The sequence below is a fragment of the Actinosynnema sp. NPDC050801 genome, from assembly GCF_040673975.1.
GTDB lineage: Bacteria > Actinomycetota > Actinomycetes > Mycobacteriales > Pseudonocardiaceae > Actinosynnema.
The window spans coordinates 14095-34225 of the sequence record NZ_JBFAQZ010000013.1 but is presented as its reverse complement, the minus strand read 5'-3'; the positions used below and the strand labels follow the sequence as shown (position 1 = coordinate 34225).

Genomic DNA, 20131 nt, shown 5'->3' with positions numbered 1-20131 from the left:
ACCGTGTCGGTGTGCAGGGCGACCGGATCACCGAGGCGGCGCGGCGCGCGATGGCGCGACCACCACCTGCACACCGCCGGTGCGGAGGCGCGCGTCGAGGCGCGTCGTCAAGTTCGAGATCAACTCGTCCCGACCGAAGAACCACTGCGCCTGCTCGCGACCGAACGCCGCCAACCCGGATACGGACACTCCACCGCCGCCGAGTCCGACACGGTGCGTCTTACGTCGTGGACGCCGTCCGAGTGGTAGATGTGCTGGTCGCCGACGACGACCTGGGTGATCGAGGAACCACCGACGGCCACGGCGTGCTGGCTCACCATCCCGCCTGCGAGGTCGCCGGCCGGAACCGCCGACTCGTCGTACTCGGATTCGTCAGCGCCCTGCGCTTCCGGTTCACGATCAGGCATCGCCGCACCCACCCCTGTGACCACTCCACAAGGCGGCCGACCTTAGTGCATTCGGCGGCCAGTCCCGTGCAGGGCCTCATGGAGTCGCGGGGACGGCAGGTGAACTCTGCCCGGCCGGTCAGGTCATCGACACCAGGATCCGGCGTGCGCCGGTGTAGGCCTGGCGGCCGTGCAGCGCGAGCATGTTCTCCACCACCATGATGTCGCCCTGCTGCCAGGGCAACGCCACCTCGTGCTTCTTCGCCGCGACGCGGACCGCGTCCAGGTCTTCCACCGGGATCTGCTGCCCGTCGCCGTAGGTGACGGAGTGCGGCAGGTCCGCCTCGTCGTCCACCAGCTCCAGCAGCGCCTCGCGTTCGGCGGGCGGCAGGTTCGACGGGTGCCACTGGTCGGCCTGCGTGAACCACACCTCTTCCCCCGTCACCGGGTGGGTCCGGGTCGCCGGTCGCGTGGCGGCGGTCCGCAGGCCGCCGTCGTCGGTCCACTCGAACGTCATGTCCGCGTCGGCGAGGAACCGTTCGACCTCGGCGCGCTCCTCGGTCTCGAACGTCCGCTGCCACGACTTGCCCAGCCCGTAGCCGCCGTGCAGGTGCTGGCGGTAGGTCACGCCCCGCTCCGTGAACCGGGCCCGCACGGCCGGGTCGAGGTCCGCCAGCAGCGCCCGACCGTCGCACACCGGCGTCGCACCGCCCGTCTCGGCGGCCACCAGGCAGCAGAAGAACAGGTGACGCGGCCACTGGCTGGCGTACGACAGCTCGTTGTGCAACGAGATCTCGTACTCCGGCGGGTACTCGGTGGACGTGAAGACGCCGTCGGCCACCTTGCTGCGCGGCGTGTTCCCGCCCCGGTAACTGGTCAGCGGGTCGCCGAACTCCGCGACCGCGGCGTGGAACTGCTCGGGCGTGCCGATGCCCAGCCCGTGCAGCAGGACGACGCCGCTCGTGCCCAACGCCTCTTCGACCTCGGTGCGGGACGCGTCCGCGCCCAACCGCACGACGGTCGTGCCGTCACTCCGCATGTTTCCTCGTCTCCGGCGCCATCGCGGCGGCCTCCTCCTCGCTCGGCAGATCACGCATTCCGGGGATGACCGAGGTCGCGTACACCAGCATCGGCGACAGCACGCCGATCGAGGCCACCCACACCACGGTCTGCACGCCCACCACGTCGGCCGCCACACCGGCGATCAGCGCGCCGACCGGGACCATCGCCAGCGACAACGCGCGCAGCGTGGCGACGACCCGGCCCTGGAGTTCGTCCGGCGTGACGACCTGGCGCAACGTCGTCTGGACGACCGTGCCGATCTGGGACGCCAGCCCGTACCCGAACTGGGACACCACCAGCAGCCCGATCACCAGCCACAGCGGTTGCGGCCAGGACGCGATCGGGATCAGCAGCAGGATGGCGACCGCGCACCCGACCGACCACAGCACGGTCCGGCCGACGCCGTAGCGCTTCATGATCCTGATCGACAGCCACGAGCCGACCATCGCGCCGGGGCCGGCGGCGGCGAAGATCGCCGCGACCCAACCGGCGGGCACGTCCAGCACGCGGATCAGGTACAGCACGTACAACGTCTGGAGGGCGCTGTAGAAGAACCAGAACACCGCCGTCGCCACGGTGATCGCCCGCAGCACGGGGTGTCGGAGCACCCAGCGCAGGCCGGCGCCGATGGCCTTGACCACGTTCGGCCGCTGCTCGGCGGTGGGCGGTGCGGGGTCGGGTCGGCGGATGACCACCAGCAGCAGCGCGGACGCCAGGTAGGTCAGGGCGCTGGCGATCAGGACCAGTGCCGAAGTGACGGCGGAGATCGCGAGACCGGCGACGCCCGGTCCGGCGAACTGCGCGGTCGAGCGGCTCAGTTCGAGCTTCTGGTTGCCCTCGGCGAGGAGCGTGCGGCCGGCCAACGACGGCAGGTAGGCGTGGTAGGCGGTCTCGAACATGACCCCGAGCACGCCGATGCCCAACACGACAACCCACAACACCTCGATCCGCAACCACCCCACCAGGTGCAGCGCGGGGATCGACGCCAGCAACGCGAACCGGCCGAGGTCGGTCCAGATCATCGCCCTGCGCCTGCGGACCCGGTCCACCCAGACGCCCGCGAACAGGAAGAGGAGGAAGGGGAGCTGTGAGAGCGCGCTGAGCACGCCCATCTGCGTGGCGGACGCGTTCAGCAGGATGACGGCGACGAGCGGCAGGACGGTGCGGGCAACCTGCGCGCCGAACACGGCCAGCGTCTGCCCGCCCCACAACCTCAAGAAGTCCGGGTGCCGCCACAGAGTCCCGGTCGCGGTCGGCTCGGTCCCGATCGGCCCGCTGTCGGTCGGTCCGGCAGCGCCCGACCCGGCAGCGGTCGGTTCCGGTGGCTCGGTCGGTTTAGTCATCGATCAGCTCCGCGGCCGTCTCCGCCAACGGTTTGTCCGGGTCGGCGGCGGCTGCTGCCAGTAGGTCGGTGTAGTGGCCGGCGAACCGCCTCATGGTCTGTGCGTCGAACAGCTCCGGCCGGTACTCCAGCGCGCAGGTGAGCCCGTCGGGCCGCCGCCACAAGTACAGGAACACGTCGAACTTGGCGCTGCCCAGCCCGAACGGCTCGAACTCCAGGCTCACCCCGCCCATGTCGACCGGCAGGGCGCGGCGGTCGTCGGCGAGCATGAACATGGTCTGCACCAACGGGGTCGTACTCGGATCGCGGCGTGGCGCCAGCTCGTCCACCAGCACCTCGAACGGCACGTCGGCGTTGCTGTAGGCCTCGACGGTCACCTGCCGCACCCGCCGCAGCAGCTCCCGGAACGTCGGCGCGCCACCCGCGTCGACCCGCAGCACCAACGTGTTCACGAAGAACCCGATCAAGGGCTCCAGTTCCGGCCGCTGCCTGGTGATCATCGGCACGCCCACCGCGAGGTCGTGCGCACCGCTGTACCGCCGCAGCAGCTCGACGTAGCACGCGAGGGAGGCCATGAACAGCGTCGCCCCCTCCCCCGCGCCGACCGCACGCAACGCCTCCACGACGTCAAGTGGCACGTCGAACCGCAGGTACACACCGCTCACGCCGAGCCTCGACGGCCGGGGCCGGTCGGTCGGCAGGTCGAGCCGGGCGGGCAGGTCGGCGAGCTGCCGCCGCCAGTACGCGAGCTGCGCGTCGGCCGCCTCACCGGACATCGCCGCCCGCTGCCACGCCGCGAAGTCCGCGTACCGCACCGGGAGTTCGGGCAGTCGCGGCTCGCGCCCGTCCCGCAACGCCGGGTAGAGCTCGGCCAGTTCGGCGGACAGCACCTCGACCGACGGGCCGTCGAACACGGCGTGGTGCACGGTGAGCAGCAGCTCGTGCTCGTCCGGCGCGAGACGGACCAGCAGGGCACGCATCGGCGGCCGGGTCGCCAGGTCGAACGGCACCCCGCCGTGCTCGTCCAACAACCACCGCCGCTCCTCTTCCCGTTCGGAAGGATCCAGATCGGCGAAGTCGGGTCCGGCGAGGTCCACGATCTCGAACGGGAAGCCGGGCTCGGGATCGACGACCCTGGTCAGCCCGTCCGGTGTGGCGACGAACCTGGTCCGCAGGACCTCGTGCCGCCGCACGATCTCGCGCAACGCCCGTTCCAGCACGTCCTGGTCCAACGCGCCGGACAGCCGCCGCAGGTACTGCACGTTGTGCAGCGTCGCGCCGGGGTTGAGCTGGTCGGTGAACCACAGCCGCTGCTCGCCGTAGGACGCCAACTCGGGCACGCCGGCGGGCACGGGCGTGATCGGCGGCAGTTCGCCGGTCTGGAGCCTGCCCGCGACGACAGCGGCCAGCCTGGCGACGGTCGGCTCGGCGAACACCACCGGCAGCGGCAGCGTCACCCCGAACGCCTTGCGCATCCTGGTGATCAACTGGATCACCAGCAGCGAGTGGCCACCGATCGCGATGAAGTCGTCGGTGCGCCGGACGTGGTCACGGCCGAGCAGCGACCGGAACAGCCCGGCGACGACCTCCTCGAACTCCCCGACCGGCGCGTCCGCGTCGAGGTCCACCGCGGGTGCTGCGGGCAGCCGGGACCGGTCCAGCTTGCCGTGCGGGGTCAACGGCAGCTCGTCCAGCACCGCCAGCGTCGTGGGCACCATGAAGTCGGGCAACGACCGGGCGGCGTGGACGCGCACGGCGTCCGGGTCGAGTCGCCTGCCCGCGACCGGCACGACGTAGGCGGCCAGGTCGGGTGACGCCGTCACCGCGCAGTCCGCGACGTCCGGGTGACCCGCCAACACGTGCCGCACTTCGCCCAACTCGACCCGGTGACCGCGGATCTTCACCTGGTCGTCGAACCGGCCGAGGAACTCGATCGCACCGCCGCGCAGCCTGCGCACCCGGTCGCCGGTCCGGTACAACCGCGCGCCCGGCCGGCCGGAGAACGGGTCGGGCACGAACCGGTCCGCGGTCAGACCCGGCCTGCCGAGGTATCCCCGGGAGACCGTCGCACCGCCGACGCACAGCTCGCCGACGACACCGTCCGGCACCGGTTCGCCCAGTTCGTCCAGCACGTAGGCCTCGGCGTGCGCCATCGGCAGACCGAGCGGGGTGTTCACGCCGATCGGCTGCACGTCCTGGTCCGCGGGCAACGCCAGCACGCCGACCGTGGTCTCGGTCGGCCCGTAGTGGTTGACCACGTCCACCTCGCGCCGCAGCTCACGCAGTCGGTCCACTGTGGACGCCTCGCCGCCGAGGATCAGCGCACGACGCGGGATCAGCTCGGTGGAGTCCAGCGCCGCCAGGTGCGACGGGGTGATCTTGAGGTAGTCGACGGCCTCGCGTCGCAGGTACCGGCCGAGCCACGCCGAATCCGTCGCGAGTTCCCGGCCCACCAGGTGCAGCGTGCCGCCGCTCGTCAACGCGCCGAAGAACGCGGTGACGGCGAAGTCGAAGGTCAACGGCTGGAGCGTGGCCCACACCGGGCGGTCCGGCGGATCGAGCACCGCGGCGAGCCCGTCGAGGTAGGCCGCCAGGTTGCCGTGCGTCACCCCGACGGCCTTCGGCTTGCCCGTCGAGCCGGACGTGTAGATCAGGTAGGCCAACGACTCCGGCCGAACCACGACCGCCGGCGGCTCTTCGGCACGATCGGCACAGTCGGCGTCCAACCGCACCACCGGCACATCGCACTCGATCCGTCGCTCGGCCGTGGTCACCACGGCGACGGCACCCGCGTCCGCGAGCAGGAAGCGGATCCGCTCCGGCGGGTGCTCGACGTCCAGCGGCAGGTACGGGCGACCGGACGCGAGCACGCCGAGGACCGCCACCGCCAGGTCGACGGTGTTGTCGAACAGCACCGCCACCGGCCCGGAGCCGACCTCCGACAGCTTGTGCGCCAACGAGTTCGCCCGGCCGCTCAGCTCCCGGTAGGTGAGACCGCCACCCGCCGAGTCGCGCACCGCGACCTCGTCCGGCAGCCGCGAGGCCATCCGCGCGAAGCGGACCGGCACCGACGTCTCCGGGTCCACCGCGCCGATCGACTGCCGGGTCAGCCGTTCACGCTCACCGTCGAGCAGCAGCGGCAACCGGTCCAGCGCGATGTCCGGATCCGCCAGCGCGGCCCCGAGCACCAGCGCGAGGCGGTCGGCCATCCCCCGCGCGGTCGACGGGTCGAACAGGTCCGTGCTGTACTCCAGCCGACCGCGCAGCAGCCCGGAGGCGTCCTCGACCAGGTCCAGGATGAGGTCGACCTTCGCGGTGCCGTTGCCGGTCTGCGGGCTGCCGATGGACGGGATCAGGTTCAGCACCACCTGGTAGAGCGGCGGGCGCCCGAAGTCCCGATCCGGGGCCAGCTCCTCCACGAGCCGGTCGAACGGGACCTCGGAGTGGTCCATCGCCGAACGCAGCGTCTCGGTGGACCGCCCGACCAGCTCGCGGAACGACGGCGTGCCGCCGCAGTCCGTGCGCAACACCAGGGTGTTCACGAACATGCCGATCAACGGCTCCAGCTCGGGCAACTGCCTGCCCGCGATCGGGCACGCCACCACGATGTCGGTCTGCCCGGACAGCCGGTGCAGCACCGCGACGAAACCCGCCAGCAGCACCGCGTACGCCGTCGTGCCCGCCGATCTGGCCAGCCGCTTGACCGCCTGGTTGTCCTCGGCGGGCAGCTCGAACCACACCTCGCCGCCGCGGTGGCTCGGCCGGGCGGGACGCGGTCGGTCGGTCGGCAGTCCGATCTCCGGCGGCAGGTCGGCCAGCTTCCGCCGCCAGTAATCGAGCTGGCCGTCCAGTTCGCCGCCGGCGAGCTGGTCCCGTTGCCAGGCGGCGAAGTCGGCGTACTGGATCTCCAGCTCGGGCAGCTCGGCGGCCCGGCCCCGCTCGGCCGCCCGGTACAGCTCGGTCAGGTCGCCGATGAGGTTCGACACCGACCGTGCGTCGAACACGCAGTGGTGGACCACGAAACCGAGCACCCAGCGGTCGTCGGGCAGGCGGATCAGCCTGGCCCGCCACAGCGGCGCGGACTCCAGGTCGAACGCCTCCGCGCAGTCGGCGGTCACCAGCGCGTCGACCTCGTCCGGCGACGCGTCGGTCACCGCGAACTCCACCGGCACGCTCCGGTGGACGACCTGCGTCAGCTCGCCGTCCCGGTGCGCCAGCGCGGTGCGCAGCGTCTCGTGCCGGTCGACCAGCTTTCCGAACGCGTCCCGGAACACGTCCACGTCGAGGCCGTCGGGCAACGTCACCGGGAACCCGATGTTGTAGACGCCGAGGTCGGGCGCGAGCTGGGAGACGAACCAGAGCCGTTCCTGGGCGAACGACGCCGGGAAGAACTGCGCCTCCGGTAGGTCGGTCATGGTCAGTCCTGCTCCGCGAGCGCTTCGCGCAGGCTGCGCGGGCGCATGTCGGTCCACACTTCGTCCACGTGGGCGATGCACGCCTCGCGCTCGCCGGTGAACCCCGCGTCGTGCCACCCCGGCGGGTTCGGCTTGTCCGCCGCCCAGATCGAGTACTGCTCCTCGTCGTTCACGACCACCTTGAACATCGCTCGTCCCCCCGTCATCAGGCGTTGCGCCGCAGCTTCGGAATGGTGCGCGCGGGCGTTTCGGCTCGCTCAGCCGGTTCGGCCGCCCGGAGCTGCTCGACCTTGGCCGCCAGCCCGGCGACCGTCGGCGCGTCGAACAGGCTGCGCATCGGCAGCCGGACGCCGACCGCCTTGCGGATCTGGGCGATGAGCTGCACCGCCACCAGCGAGTTGCCGCCCAGCTCGAAGAAGTCGTCGTCCACGCCGACGTGGTCGACGCCGATCGTCTGGGCCCAGATCCGGGCCAGGACCCCTTCCAGTTCGGTGGTCGGCTCCGCGCCGGAGGGCGTCACCGGGTCGGCGCCGGGCTCGTCGGAGGCGATCGTGTCGGTGGTGGTCAAGTTGATCCGGACGATCAGCTCGGCGACCGTCTCGGTGTTGATCACGACCTGCGACCCGAGGTCGGCGGCCAGCACGCGGCGGAACGCCTCCGCGCCGTCGACCGGCCGGATGCCGCGCCCGGTGGTCGTCTCCGCGACGGGTTCGTCGGCCAGGTTCCGGGCGACCGAATCGGTGCCCACCCGCCGGAGCGTGAACTCGCTGATCTCGACCAACGGGGTGCCGGTCTCGTCGACCAGGGTCAGGTCGGCGGTCAGCACCTCGTCCGTGGTGTCGGTGTAGCGGAGGTGGCTGTAGAACCGCGCGGGCAGCGGTCCGCGGACCACCACCCGGCCGTAGCTCAGCGGCAGGTAGGCCCCCTCGCCACGACTGCCGAACGAGGTGGCGACGTCCAGCATCGACGGGTGCAGCACCCACCGGTCGAGGTCGCCCGACGCCTCGGCGGGCGCCTCGATGAGCGCCAACTCCTCGCCGTCCGGGCCGACGAAGCTGTCGCGCAACGCGGCCCAGCGCGGGCCGAAGGTGAGCATGCTGGTCCGGCCACCGGTGCGGAACGCGTTGTGCCCGTCGTCCGCCGTCCGGACGCACCGGGCCTTGATCGCCTCCACGTCCACTTTGTCCACTGTGGATGACTGGGTCCAACCGCCGCTGCCGCGCACGTGCTCACGCCGGACGCCGTCACGCAGGCTGGTGATCGTGAAGTCCGCGCCGTCCAGGCTCACCCGGTACTCGGCGGCCGACCCGTCCGGCACCGACAGCGGTTCCAGGAACGCCACGTCCGTCAGCTCGACCACGGCGTCGTCCCCGGGCGCGGGCACGCACCGCGCGACCGTCGCCCGCGCGTTCTCCAGGTGACCGGTGCCGGGCACCACGCCGACCTCGGCGATCCGGTGCTCGTCCAGCAGCCACTGGGTTTCCGGGCTGATCACGCCCCAGCACGCCGACTCTCCGCGGCGGCCGAGCACCGGGTGGTCGACCGGCTCACCGACTTCGGGTGCGGCGACCGGCAGGCCGTCGACCACCATGCCGACGTCCTGCCACCCGCCCCAGTTCAGCGAGAGCACCCGGCACGGCCAGCCGTGGTCGCTGCGGGCGTAGGCGTCCAGGAACGCGTTGGCGGCGCAGTAGTCGACCTGGCCGAAGCCGCCCACGATGCCCGTGACCGACGAGCACAGCGCGACGAAGTCCAACGGCAGGTCGCCGAACGCCTGCCGCAGCGCGAGCGTCCCGGCGAGCTTCGGCGCGAGCACGTTCGTGGCCACGGCGTGGTCCTTGACCTCCGCCATGCCACCGCCGGCCAGGCCCGCGGCGTGCACGATCCCGTCCAACCCGCCCAGTTCGGCCGTCACCCGCTCCCGGACGCGGCGCAGCGCGACCGGATCGGTGACGTCGGCGGCGACGACGAGCACGGTCGCTCCCGCCCGTTCCATCCGGCGGACGGCCTCGATCGCCCGGCCGATCCGCTCGCTTGAGCCGTGCACGGCGAGGTGGGTGTCCCACTCCTCGCGTGGCGGCAGACCGGACCTCGACATCAGCACCAGGCGTGCTTGGAACCGCTCGGCGAGGTCTTCGGCGAGCGTGATCCCGATACCGCCGAGCCCACCGGTCACCAGGTAGCGGCCGTGCTCGCGCAGCGTGTCCGGGCGAGGAGGCAGCGACACCTGCTGGTACTCCAGCGCCCACCGCCGCCCGGACCGGAGCGCGACCGACGGGCCGTCCGACCGCAGTTCGGCGACGAGTTGGGCGGCCGTGGTGCGGTCCGCCGCGTCGATGCCGCGCACGGTCAGCCAGGGCAGCTCCAGCGGCAGGACGCGCGCCATGCCGATCGACGTGGCCTGCTCGGGTCGGGTGAGGTCGGGGCCGAGCACGTCCTCCGCACCCGTGGACAGCACGTCGAGGCGGACGTCGCCGGCCTCGTCCCGACCGGCCAGCGCCTGCACGAGCCGCAGCACGCTGAAGAAGCCGTTCTCCTGCACCTGCCACGCAGCGTCGATGTCGGTGCCCGCGGGCTCGGCGTCCAACGCCGCGGCGTGCACGATCCAGCTCACGCCGGCGGTGTCGACGGCGTCCCCCGGCGCGGCCACGGTGACGGACACGCCGTCGGCGCGCAGTGCGTCGGCCAGCGCGGTTCCGCGTTCCCCGGCCACGAACACCAGGCACTCACCGGCTTCGGAGGCCGTCTGCGGCAACGGCGGGAGCTGCTGCCACGTCGGCACGGCGAACCAGTCGTCGAGCGGCAGTGGACCGGTGCGCGGCTTCGGGGCCGACAGCCCCGCGTCGGGGCTCGGGTCGACCCAGTGACGCTTGCGCTGGTACGGGTAGGTGGGCAGGGACACCCGGTGACCGGGTCGGCCGAACTCGCGCAGCTCAACGCCCGCGACCCAGAGCTTGCCGACCGCGGCGTACAGCGTCGCCGCGTCCCGGATCTTCTCGGTCGGGCCGGGCAGGCTGGGCAGCGGCGGCATCGCCTCGCGTGCGAGCTGCTGCCGCGCCAACCCCGAGAGCTGCCTGCCGGGACCGCACTCGACCAGCGCCCACGTGCCGCCGTCGGACAGGAGCGCGGCCACGCAGGCGCCGAAGCGGACCGGTTGGCGCAGGTGCGCCGCCCAGTACGCCGGATCGGTGGCCTGCTCGTCGGTGATCGGCAACCCGGTGACGTTGGACAGGAACCGCAGCCGTGGCGCACGGCGTGGCACCGCCGCGACCGCCGCGGCGAACTCGTCCAGGACCGGGTCCATCATCGGCGAGTGGAACGCGTGCGAAGTGCGCAGCATCCGGCACGAAACGCCTTGCGCCGCAAAGCTTTCCGCGAGAGCGGTCACGGCGTCGGTCGGACCGGCGACGACGCACGCGCCGGGCCCGTTCACGGTCGCGACGGCACACCCGGTGCCCGCCAGCCGGTCGACCACGGCGGTCTCGTCCAGCGGCACGGACAGCATCGAGCCCTCCGGCATCGACTGCATCAGCCTGCCGCGCGCGGCGACCAGCTTCAGCGCGTCCGCCGGTTCGAAGACGCCCGCGAGCGTGGCCGCGACGTACTCGCCGACGGAGTGGCCGATCATCGCCGCCGGCTCGACACCCCAGTGGCGCCACAGCGCGGCGAGGGCGTACTCCAGCACGAACAGCGCGGGCTGCGTGTACTCGGTCCGCCCCAGCTCCTCGTCGGCCCCGAGGGTGAACATCAGCGTGCGGACGTCCAGACCCAGCTCGGGTTCCAGGACGGCGGCGCACTCGTCCACCACGTCGCGGAACACCGGCTCGGTCTCGTACAGCTCGCGGCCCATGCCCGCGTACTGGCCGCCCTGCCCGGTGAACAGGAACGCCACGCGCGGCGCCGGACCGGTGGCGTGCCCGGTGGTGGCCTTGCGCAATGCCTTGACGGCGGACTCCGCGTCGGCCGCCACCACGACGGCGCGGTGGGCACGTGCGGTGCGCCCCACGCGGAGCGTGTAGGCGACGTCGGTCAGGTCGCGGTCGGGGTTCTCCTCCAGGTGCGCGGCCAGCCGGTCCACGGCGGCGGACAGCGCGGCTTCGGTGTGCGCCGAGACCTGGAGCAGGTGCGCCGGGCTCGCGGCCGGACGCACCTCGTCCGTCGGAGGAGCCTCTTCGAGGATCAGGTGCGCGTTGGTGCCGCCGATGCCGAACGAGCTGACCGCGGCACGCCTCGGCGTCCCGTTCGCCTCCCACTTCGACAGGGTGGTGGCGACGTGGAACGGGCTGTCCTCGATGTCGATGGCCGGGTTGACCGACTCGAAGTTGATCGTCGCCGGGATCAGCTTGTGCTCCAGCGCGAGCACGGTCTTGATCAGGCCGACGATGCCCGCCGCCTGGCTGAGGTGGCCGAGGTTGGCCTTCACCGAGCCGAGCGCGCACCACTGCCGGTCGTCGGTGCCCTGCGCGTACGCGGTGGACAGCGCGGCGACCTCGATCGGGTCGCCGAGCGCGGTGCCGGTGCCGTGCGCCTCGACGTAGCCCACCGTGCGGGGGTCGATGTCCGCGACGGCCAGCGCCTGCGCGACGCACTCGACCTGTCCCTCGACGCTGGGCGCCGAGAACCCGACCTTGTCCGAGCCGTCGTTGTTGATCGCGTTGCCCAGGATCACGCCGCGCACGTGGTCGCCGTCGGCGATCGCGTCGGACAGCCGCTTGAGCACGACCGCGCCGACGCCGCTGCCCCACAACGTGCCGTTGGCGCGCGCGTCGAACGGCCGGCAGTGCCCGTCGGGCGAGGTGTAGCCCTCCATGCCCTGGTAGCCCTTGCCGTGCGGCAGCTCGACGCACACGCCGCCGGCCAGCGCCATGTCGCACTCGCCGTTGCGCAGCGCCTCGACGGCCAGGTGCGTCGCGACCAGCGACGTCGAGCACGCCGTGTGCACGGTGAGGCTGGGCCCGCGCAGGTTGAGCTTGTAGGACACCAGGGTCGCGACGTAATCGGGGTAGTTGGAGCTGGAGATCGCCAGGTTCCCGGCGGCCTTCTGCCACAGCTCCGGGTTCCGGAACAGGTTCGTCCACTGGTAGTGGTCCGCACCGGTGCCCGCGTAGACGCCGATCGCGCCGCTGTAGCGCGCGGGGTCGTAGCCCGCGTCCTCCAACGCCGAGTGCGACGTCTCCAGGAACAGCCGGTGCTGCGGGTTGGCCAGGTCCGCCTCGCGCGGCGTCATCCCGAACAGCTCGGCGTCGAAGTACTCCAGCTTGTCGATCACCGGCGCGGCCGACACCCAGCTCGGGTCGGCCAGCTCGTCCTCGGTGACGCCGAGCGCGAGCTGTTCTTCCCTGGTGTAGAAGGTGATCGACTCGACGCCGTCCACCAGGTTGCGCCAGAACTGGTCGACGTCGGCGGCTCCGGGCACCCGTGCCGCCAGGCCGATGACGGCGATCGGCTCGACGCCCTCGACGATCTCCTCGTGTGTCATACGTCGATCTCTCCTTCAGAGGAGGTGCGGGTGGCGGGTCTGCGGCGGGCGCGGCCCTTGCGGGCGGCGGCTCGTTGTGCCGCCCTTGCCAACTGCACGTTCTGCGCGGCGCCGTCCAGGTGTGCGGCCAGCGCGCGGATGTTGGGGTACCGGAACAGGTCCACCACCTTGATCTCCCGGTCGAACAGCCCGGCGAGCCGGGCCTGGACCGTCACGACGGAGAGCGAGTGCCCGCCGACGTCGAAGAAGTTGTCGGTCGGTCCGACCGAGTCGAGCCGCAGCACGTCGCACCAGACCTCGCCGACGGCGATCTCGGTCGGGGTCCGCAGTTCCCCGCCGCTCGCCCGTGCCGGCTTAGGTGGCTCCGCGACGTCGGTGAACCGCGGCCTCGTGGTGTCCGGGCAGTCGACCGCGACACCCGCGACCGGCCGGTCCGCTGCGGCGATCAGCTCGCCGAGCAGCCGCAGGTAGTCGGCGAGCAGGACCTCGATCCGGTCCTGGTCGTACAGGTCCGGGTTGAACACCACGTCGAGCGCGAACCTGCCGTCCCGTTCGACCAGGTACACGGTCAGGTCGAACGGCGAGCCCGGCATCGCGACCGGCACCGGCTCGGTGCGCACGTCCGGCAGGGTGAGCCGGGGTTCGGCGAAGTTGAAGACGTTGAACAGCACCTGCACCAGCGCGGACCTCGCCGGATCGCGCGGCACGCCCAGCCCGTCCACGATCCGTTCCAGCGGCGCGGCCGGGTGTCCGGTGACGCCCAGGAACTCCGCGCGGCACGCGTGGACGGCGGCGGTGAAGTCGGCGTCGTCGTCCACGCGCAGCCGCACCGGCACGATGTCGACGAAGAACCCGACCAGGTCCTCGAAACCCGACTCGGCGCGGTCGGCGACGACCACGCCGACGACGTTGTCCGTCCGCCCGGTGAGCCGCCGCAGCACCTGGCCGAACGCGGTGAGCAGCACCAGTGACGGTGTCGCGCCCCGGGTCGCGGCGAGCGTGCGGACCGCGTCGTCCAGTTCCGGCGGGAACGCCGTCGTAGCGCTGCGACCGGCGTAGGTCTGCACGGGCGGGCGAGGGCGATCGCGCGGGAAGTCCACGACCGTGGGCGCGCCTGCCAGGTGCTCCAGCCACCAGGCGAGGTCGGCGGCGCCGTCCCGCTCGTCGCGTTCCGCCCGCCACACCGCGTAGTCCGCGTACCCCACGGGCAGCTTCGACAGCTCGGCTCCCGAGTAGGCGGCGGCCAGGTCGCGGTAGAGGACCGACTGCGACCAGCCGTCCGCGACGGCGTGGTGCAGCACGACGCCGAGCACGTGGTCGTCCGGTCCGAGCCGGTACAGCTTCACCCGCCACACCGGGCCGGTGGCCAGGTCGATCGGGATCGCCGCGTCGCCCGCGAGCCGGGCGGGCAGTTCGGCGTCGGCCACGTCGACCACCGGCAGCGGGATGTCCGTCGGCGGATCACACACGGCGGCGGGCACGCCCGCTTCGGCCACGATCCGCCAGCGCAGCACGTCGTGCCGTTCGGCGACGGCCCGTAGCGCGCTGCGCAGCGCGGTGACGTCCAACGGGCCGCGCAGCCGTTCGGCGAACGCGATGTTGTAGGCCGCGCTGTCCGGGGCGAACTGGTCCAGGAACCACATGCGCCGTTGGGACGGTGACAGCGTGGGCGCGTTGCCGGTGGGCAGCTCGGTGTCGGGCAGTGCGGCGGCCCGCTCGACCCGTTCGGCGATGCCCGCGAACGTGCGGCCGGTGAAGACGTCGTCCGCGCCAAGGTCTTTGCCCAGCTCCGTGCGGACGGCGGCGACGAACCGCATCACCGCGATCGAATGCCCGCCCGACGCGAAGAAGTCCCGGTCGTCGGTCGGCACGGCGCCGAGGACGCGCAGCCAGATCGCCGCGAGCGGGTCGTCCGGCACGTCGTCGGGCACGGCCACGTCCACCGTCGCCGCCCGCTCGCGCAGCAGGGCGCGGTCCAGCTTGCCCGTCGCCGGGCTGACCGGCAGCTCGTCGAGCCGCACCACGCGACCGGGCACCATCGCGGCGGTGAGTCGTTGCGCGCAGTAGTCCCGGATCTCCTGTTGCGACGGGAGGTCTTGTCCGTCCACGAAGGCAACGAGTTCCGCGCCGGACGGTCCCAGCATGGCCTCCACCGCGAACCGTCCGATCGCGGGGTGGTCGCGCAGCACCGCTTCGACCTCGCCGAGCTCGATGCGCTGGCCGCGGATCTTGACCTGGCCGTCACGGCGTCCGAGGAAGTCGAGCAGCCCGTCCGGCCGCTCGCGCACCACGTCCCCGGTGCGGTAGAGGCGGGCGCCGGGTTCACCGGAGAACGGGTCGGGCACGAACCGTGACGCGGTCAGGCCCGGTCGGCCGAGGTAGCCCCGCGCCACGCCGGGGCCGCCGATCAGGAGTTCACCCGGTGTGCCCGGAGGCACCGGCTCCAGGTTCTCGTCGACGACGTAGGAGCGGTGGTCGGGCAGCGGTCCGCCGAGCGGTAGCGGCTCGGTCCACCGCCCGGTCAGCACGTTGGCGAGGACGATGACCGTGGTCTCGGTCGGGCCGTAGACGTGCCAGAACCGCCTGCCGCCAGCGGTCCACCGCTCGACCAGGTCCGGCTCGACCACTTCGCCGCCGACGGCCACGGTCCGCAGGTCGGGCAGGTCGGGGTCGAGCAGCCGCAGGACCACCGGCGTGAAAAAGGCCGAGGTGGCCCGGTGCTCGCGCAGGAACCGGTGCAGCCGGGCGGGGTCGGCCCGGTCCGCGTCACCGACGAGCTGGACGGAACCGCCGACCATCAGCGGGGCGAACACGTCGTATGTGAAGGCGTCGAACGCGTAGGAGGAGAAGCAGAGCGTGCGGCTGTCGGCGTCGATCCCGATGCGCGTGGCGGATCGGGTCGCGAACGCGACGACGTTGCGGTGCGTGGTGAGCACGCCCTTCGGCTTGCCGGTCGAACCGGACGTGTAGATCACGTGGGCGAGGTCGTCCGGCCCCACCGGGTCGGCCGGTGCCGCGTCGGACACCTCCTCCGGCACGGGGACCAGCGGGTATCCGGTCAGCGGCCGGTCATCGCCGTCGACCACCAACGCCGCGATGTCGGCGTCGGCGGCGATGTCCGCCAGCCTGCGACGAGGCAGGGTCGTTTCCAGCGGCACGTAGGCGGCGCCGGACATCAGCACCCCGAGCACCGCGACGACCATCGACGGCCGCCGGGCCACGCACACACCGACCAACGCGCCCCGACCCACGCCCAGAGCACGCAGTCGAGCGGCAAGCGAGCCCGCGCGCCCGACCAGCTCACGGTAGGTCAACGCCTCTTCCCACTGCCGCACCGCGACCTCGTCCGGCGTGCGGCGGGCCTGGGCCAAGATGAGCCCGTGGACGGTGCCGTTCGCGTCGGTGGTCATCGGGCGGCCACCGGGTCGACGATCTGGAGCCTCAGTTCGCTGGAGTACCTGCGGCCGTCGGCGTCCGCCAGCCAGTTCTGGCCGACATCGGGTAGGACTTCGGAGATGGTCATCGCCCCCTCGCGGTCGGTGCGGGCGGCGGCGGCGACCATGCCGCACAGCGACGCGGCGTGCAGCGGGCTGGTCAGGTCCGCGTAGACCGGTTTGATCTCGGTGCCCAGCTTCACGAAGACCCGATCCGGTAGTCCCAGTTCACGCCGCCAGCGGCGGACCGCGAGGTACCTGTCCCGTTCGCCGACGGCGGCGGCCAGGCCGGTCTCGCCGACCGTCGTGCGCCAGGTCTCCCGCGCCACGACCAGCTTGTCGACCGTGATGCGCGGTGTGTGCGGCTGCGCGTGGACCAGCTTGAAACCGTCCACGGCGTGGACCGCGAGATACGCGGAGAACATCTCCAGCACCGGCCAGCTCCGCCCGTCCGGTGCGTGGGCGACGAGATCCGGTGTCACCACGACGGACGTGGCGGGCAGCAGGCGGTCCTGGTCGGCACCGGGTGCGGGGCTGACCCCGAGTTGACGATCGGTCGGACCGTCCAGGGTGTGCGCGACGCGACCGGAGTAGCGCGGCCAGTCGGTCGAGTACAGCGGACGGATCCGGTGTTCGCCGAGGTCGGCGGCCAGCGCGCGGTTCAGCGCGTCCGGGTCCGGGTGCCAGTGGGTGAACACGGCGCAGTCGAACGTCGCCCACGCGGCGTGCAGTTCGCCCAGCACCACGAAGTAGTCGCCGCGGTTGATCGCGTCCGTGTCCGCGGCGCAGATCTGGAGGTCCGGGCTGTGCAGCCGCCCCGCCGACCAACCGGGCCGGTCGGCCGGGAACGCCGCCGCGGCGGCCGGTGCCAGCTCGGCGGACGTGAAGTGCAGCGGACCGTCGCGCCGCGGACCACCCGACGGCGCGCCGTCCAGCCCGAACAGCTTCGCCCAGCGCCCGCCGAACTCGCGCGCCACCGCGTCCACGGGTCGTTCACCGACGCCGAACAGCGGCCCTTGGGCCAGGTACCAGAGATCGGCCAGCCGCACCTCGTCCGTCTCGGCGGCCAGATCTTCGTACAGCTCGCGCACCACGTTCCCGTAGGCGTCCGCCAGTTCCGCGGTCAACCACCGCGCCGCACCCAGCAGCAGCGCCATCGGCTCGGCGAGGTCGGCCAGCAGCCGTCCGCCGACGACCACGTCGATGTCGCGGACGGTCTCCTCGACGCACAGCCCGCGTCCGGCGTAGGTCTGCCCGGCCCGGCGCTGTGCGGCCTCGCCGGTGACGGCGGTGAACTCCGCGGCCAGACCGGCCAGCGCCGCCTTGAGCCGATCCGGATCCCCCGCCGCCGCGGCGACCTCGTCGCGGGCCTTCGTCAACCGGTCCAGCTCACCGGTCACCCGCGTCCGGTGGGCCGGATCGCCTATGCCCGCCACCAACGCGTGCAGCACGCGTTCGGCGTCCGGTCCCTGCGGCAGGTCGCCGTGCCAGCTCAGCAGTCCGCGCTCGGCCAGCCGTTCCAGCAGCAGGTGGCCGTCGTCCCCGGTGCGGACCAGACCGCCGGCGACCAGGTCGGCGATCACCGTCACCGCCGGCACCCGACCGTCGCAGCGCGCCAACGCCGCCGTCTCGGCCGGTGACACCGGGATCGGCGTCAGCGCGGGCCGCAGCACGCGGCGGCCCGCCTCGTCCAGGGTCAGGTGGGGCTGCAACACGGGCGGCAGCCAGCGGCGGACCTCCGGCTCCCCGGCCAGCCGGTGCGCGAAGGCGGTCAACGCCCAGTGCTCGAACTGCACCACCCGGTCGCGCAGCAGGCCGTCACCGACCCGCGTGGTGATCGACGGCGCGTCCGGGTCGACGGTCGCCCACGCGGCCGGGCCGAAGAACCCGATCGTCTCGTTCTTCGCGCAGTACCGCTGCCAGTACCGCGCGACCAGGCGTTCACGCTCGCGGCGCTTCTTGCGGCGCGGCTCGTCGGGGTCGGCCCGCAGCAGCCCGTCCAACGCGGCGAGCGCGGTGGTGCTCTGCCAGGTGACCGCCTCCCGCAGCAGCGGATCGGCCGCGAGGTCGCGGCACACCGCGCTGCCGGCGGCCAGCGCCCGCTCGAACTCCTCGTCGAACAGCGACTCGGCGGCCTCTCCGGCGAGGAACGCGTCGGCGGCCTCGGCGGCCTCCGGCGCGGCCAACCGGTCCAGGCCCTCGATCGGGAACCCGGTGCTGCGCAGCACGGCGTCCCGCCACACCGACCAGCCGGTCGTGCCCAACGGCACCAGGTGCTCGCTCACGACGACACCTCAGTCCGATCGTCGACTCCGCCGACAGTGGTCCGATCGTCGACTCCGCCGACAGTGGTCCGATCGTCGACTCCGCCCACGGTGATCCAGTGCCGCCGCGGCCGTAACGGGTGGTGCGGCAACGGGATCACGCGGCCACCGCTCTCCGGCACCGGGTCGACGGAACCGGTGTCCTCACCGGCGGCGACCCGGTCGAGCCACGCGATCGCCGCCGTGATGTCGTCACACGCCGAGGAGACCCGGCAGGCGTACTGCTGCCTGCTCGCCAACGTGTGGGCGACGTCGTCCAGCCGCACCCCGGCCGATGTCGTCAGGTGGGCGCTCAGCCGGGCGGCGAACAGCCGCAACGCCTCGGGCGTGCGGGCCGAGACCACCAGCACGCGCGGACCGTCCGGGGCCTCCCGCGGAGCCTCCACCGGCGGCTGCTCGACGATCACGTGCGCGTTCGTCCCGCCGAGGCCGAACGAGCTGACCCCGGCCATGCGCTCAGGCCGGGTCCACTCGATCGTCTTGACCGGCACGAAGAACGGCCCGTCCGCGAAGTCGATCTCCGGGTTCGGCACGTCGTGGTGCAGGTTGGCGGGGATGGTCGCGTGCTTCACGGCGAGCACCGCCTTGATCAACCCGGTGGCGCCGGCGGCGGCGTCGAGGTTGCCGAGGTTCGTCTTCACCGAGCCGAGCGCGCAGGAACCCGCCGACGCCCCGAACGCCTGCGTCAACGCGGCCACCTCGATCGCGTCACCGACCGGCGTGCCGCTGCCGTGCGCCTCGACGTAGCCGATGTCGGCGCCGGTCACCGACGTGCTGGCCATCGCCTCGGTCACCACGGCGACCTGCCCGTCCAGCCCCGGCGCGGCGAACCCGGCGCGCGCCGAACCGTCGTTGTTGACCGCCCAGCCGCGCAGCACCGCGTACACCTGCGCACCGCGCTCCAACGCGTCCGCAAGCCGTTCGAGCGCCACCACGGCGACCCCGCTGCCGTAACCGCTGCCCTGCCCGGCCGCGTCGAAGGCGCGACACCGGCCGTCCGGCGACACGAGCCCGCCGGGGGTGTGCCGGAACCGGGGCTCGGTGACGCTCACGCCACCGGCCAACGCCACGTCGCACCGAAAGTCCAACAGGCTCTGCGCGGCCGTGCACACGGCGACCAGCGAGCTGGAGCACGCCGTCTGCACGGCGATCGCGGGCCCGGTCAGGCCCAGCCGGTAGGCCACCTGGGCGGGCAGGTAGTCCGGCGCCCAGCGCGACGCGAGCCGCTCCTCCCAATCCTCGCCCGCCGCACCCGTCTGGCCCGCGAGCAGCCGGAACAGGAAGTACCGGTTCGCGGACGCGCCCGCGAACACGCCGACCGCGCGTTCACCGCCGGCGGGGTCGACGGCCGCGTCCTGCAACGCCACCCACGACTGTTCGAGGAACAGCCGCTGCTGCGGGTCCATGGCGCGCGCCTCTGCCTCGGCCAGGCCGAAGAACCCGTCGTCGAAGTCGGCGACGCCGGCAAGCCTGCCGTGCCCACGCACGTGGGTCGGATCGGCGATCAACGACTCGCCGACGCCGAGCGCGCGCAGCTCCTCGTCGGTGTGGTCGTGCACGGCGTCGACCCCTTCGAGCAGGTTGCGCCACAGCGTCGGCACGTCGGGAGCCGCCGGGAACCTCCCGGCCAACCCCACGACGGCGATCTCGTCGCCGCTGTACCCCATGGACTTCCCCCCAGCCCGTCGG

Annotated in this window: 9 protein-coding genes; all 9 read right to left on the bottom strand. The window is 72.6% G+C overall.

All coding sequences use genetic code 11. The features are described 5' to 3' along the window. Positions 1-27: 27 nt before the first annotated feature. The 9 genes from AB0K14_RS26390 to AB0K14_RS26350 all read right to left on the bottom strand — a co-directional run bounded on the left by AB0K14_RS26390 (position 28) and on the right by AB0K14_RS26350 (position 20109). Positions 28-189, bottom strand: a complete 162-nt coding sequence (locus AB0K14_RS26390; RefSeq protein WP_360455650.1) for a hypothetical protein — start codon at positions 187-189, stop codon at positions 28-30. A gap of 336 nt (positions 190-525) precedes the next feature. Then, entirely contained in the window at positions 526-1425 is a 900-nt protein-coding gene (locus tag AB0K14_RS26385) for a TauD/TfdA family dioxygenase (RefSeq protein WP_360455647.1), read from the bottom strand. Beyond that, positions 1415-2791: an MFS transporter gene (locus AB0K14_RS26380; protein ID WP_360455644.1), complete on the bottom strand. Its 1377-nt coding sequence runs from the start codon at positions 2789-2791 to the stop codon at positions 1415-1417. Before AB0K14_RS26380 ends, AB0K14_RS26385 begins: the two co-directional genes overlap by 11 nt. Further along, positions 2784-7205, bottom strand: coding sequence for an amino acid adenylation domain-containing protein (locus tag AB0K14_RS26375; protein WP_360455641.1), 4422 nt, complete (start codon positions 7203-7205; stop codon positions 2784-2786). Before AB0K14_RS26375 ends, AB0K14_RS26380 begins: the two co-directional genes overlap by 8 nt. A gap of 2 nt (positions 7206-7207) precedes the next feature. Next, positions 7208-7393, bottom strand: a complete 186-nt coding sequence (locus AB0K14_RS26370) for an MbtH family NRPS accessory protein (RefSeq protein ID WP_360455638.1) — start codon at positions 7391-7393, stop codon at positions 7208-7210. Positions 7394-7410: 17 nt separating this feature from the next. Further along, the gene (locus AB0K14_RS26365; protein WP_360455635.1) at positions 7411-12684 is read right to left on the bottom strand and encodes an SDR family NAD(P)-dependent oxidoreductase; all 5274 of its coding nucleotides are present in this window, start codon (positions 12682-12684) and stop codon (positions 7411-7413) included. Next, positions 12681-16094: an amino acid adenylation domain-containing protein gene (locus AB0K14_RS26360; RefSeq protein WP_360455632.1), complete on the bottom strand. Its 3414-nt coding sequence runs from the start codon at positions 16092-16094 to the stop codon at positions 12681-12683. The genes AB0K14_RS26365 and AB0K14_RS26360 overlap by 4 nt, the downstream gene beginning before the upstream one ends. Continuing rightward, positions 16091-18403, bottom strand: coding sequence for a lantibiotic dehydratase (locus tag AB0K14_RS26355; RefSeq protein ID WP_360455629.1), 2313 nt, complete (start codon positions 18401-18403; stop codon positions 16091-16093). Before AB0K14_RS26355 ends, AB0K14_RS26360 begins: the two co-directional genes overlap by 4 nt. Continuing rightward, on the bottom strand, positions 18400-20109 hold the full coding sequence (locus tag AB0K14_RS26350; RefSeq protein WP_360455626.1) for a polyketide synthase: 1710 nt from the start codon (positions 20107-20109) through the stop codon (positions 18400-18402). The genes AB0K14_RS26355 and AB0K14_RS26350 overlap by 4 nt, the downstream gene beginning before the upstream one ends. Positions 20110-20131 lie beyond the last annotated feature (22 nt).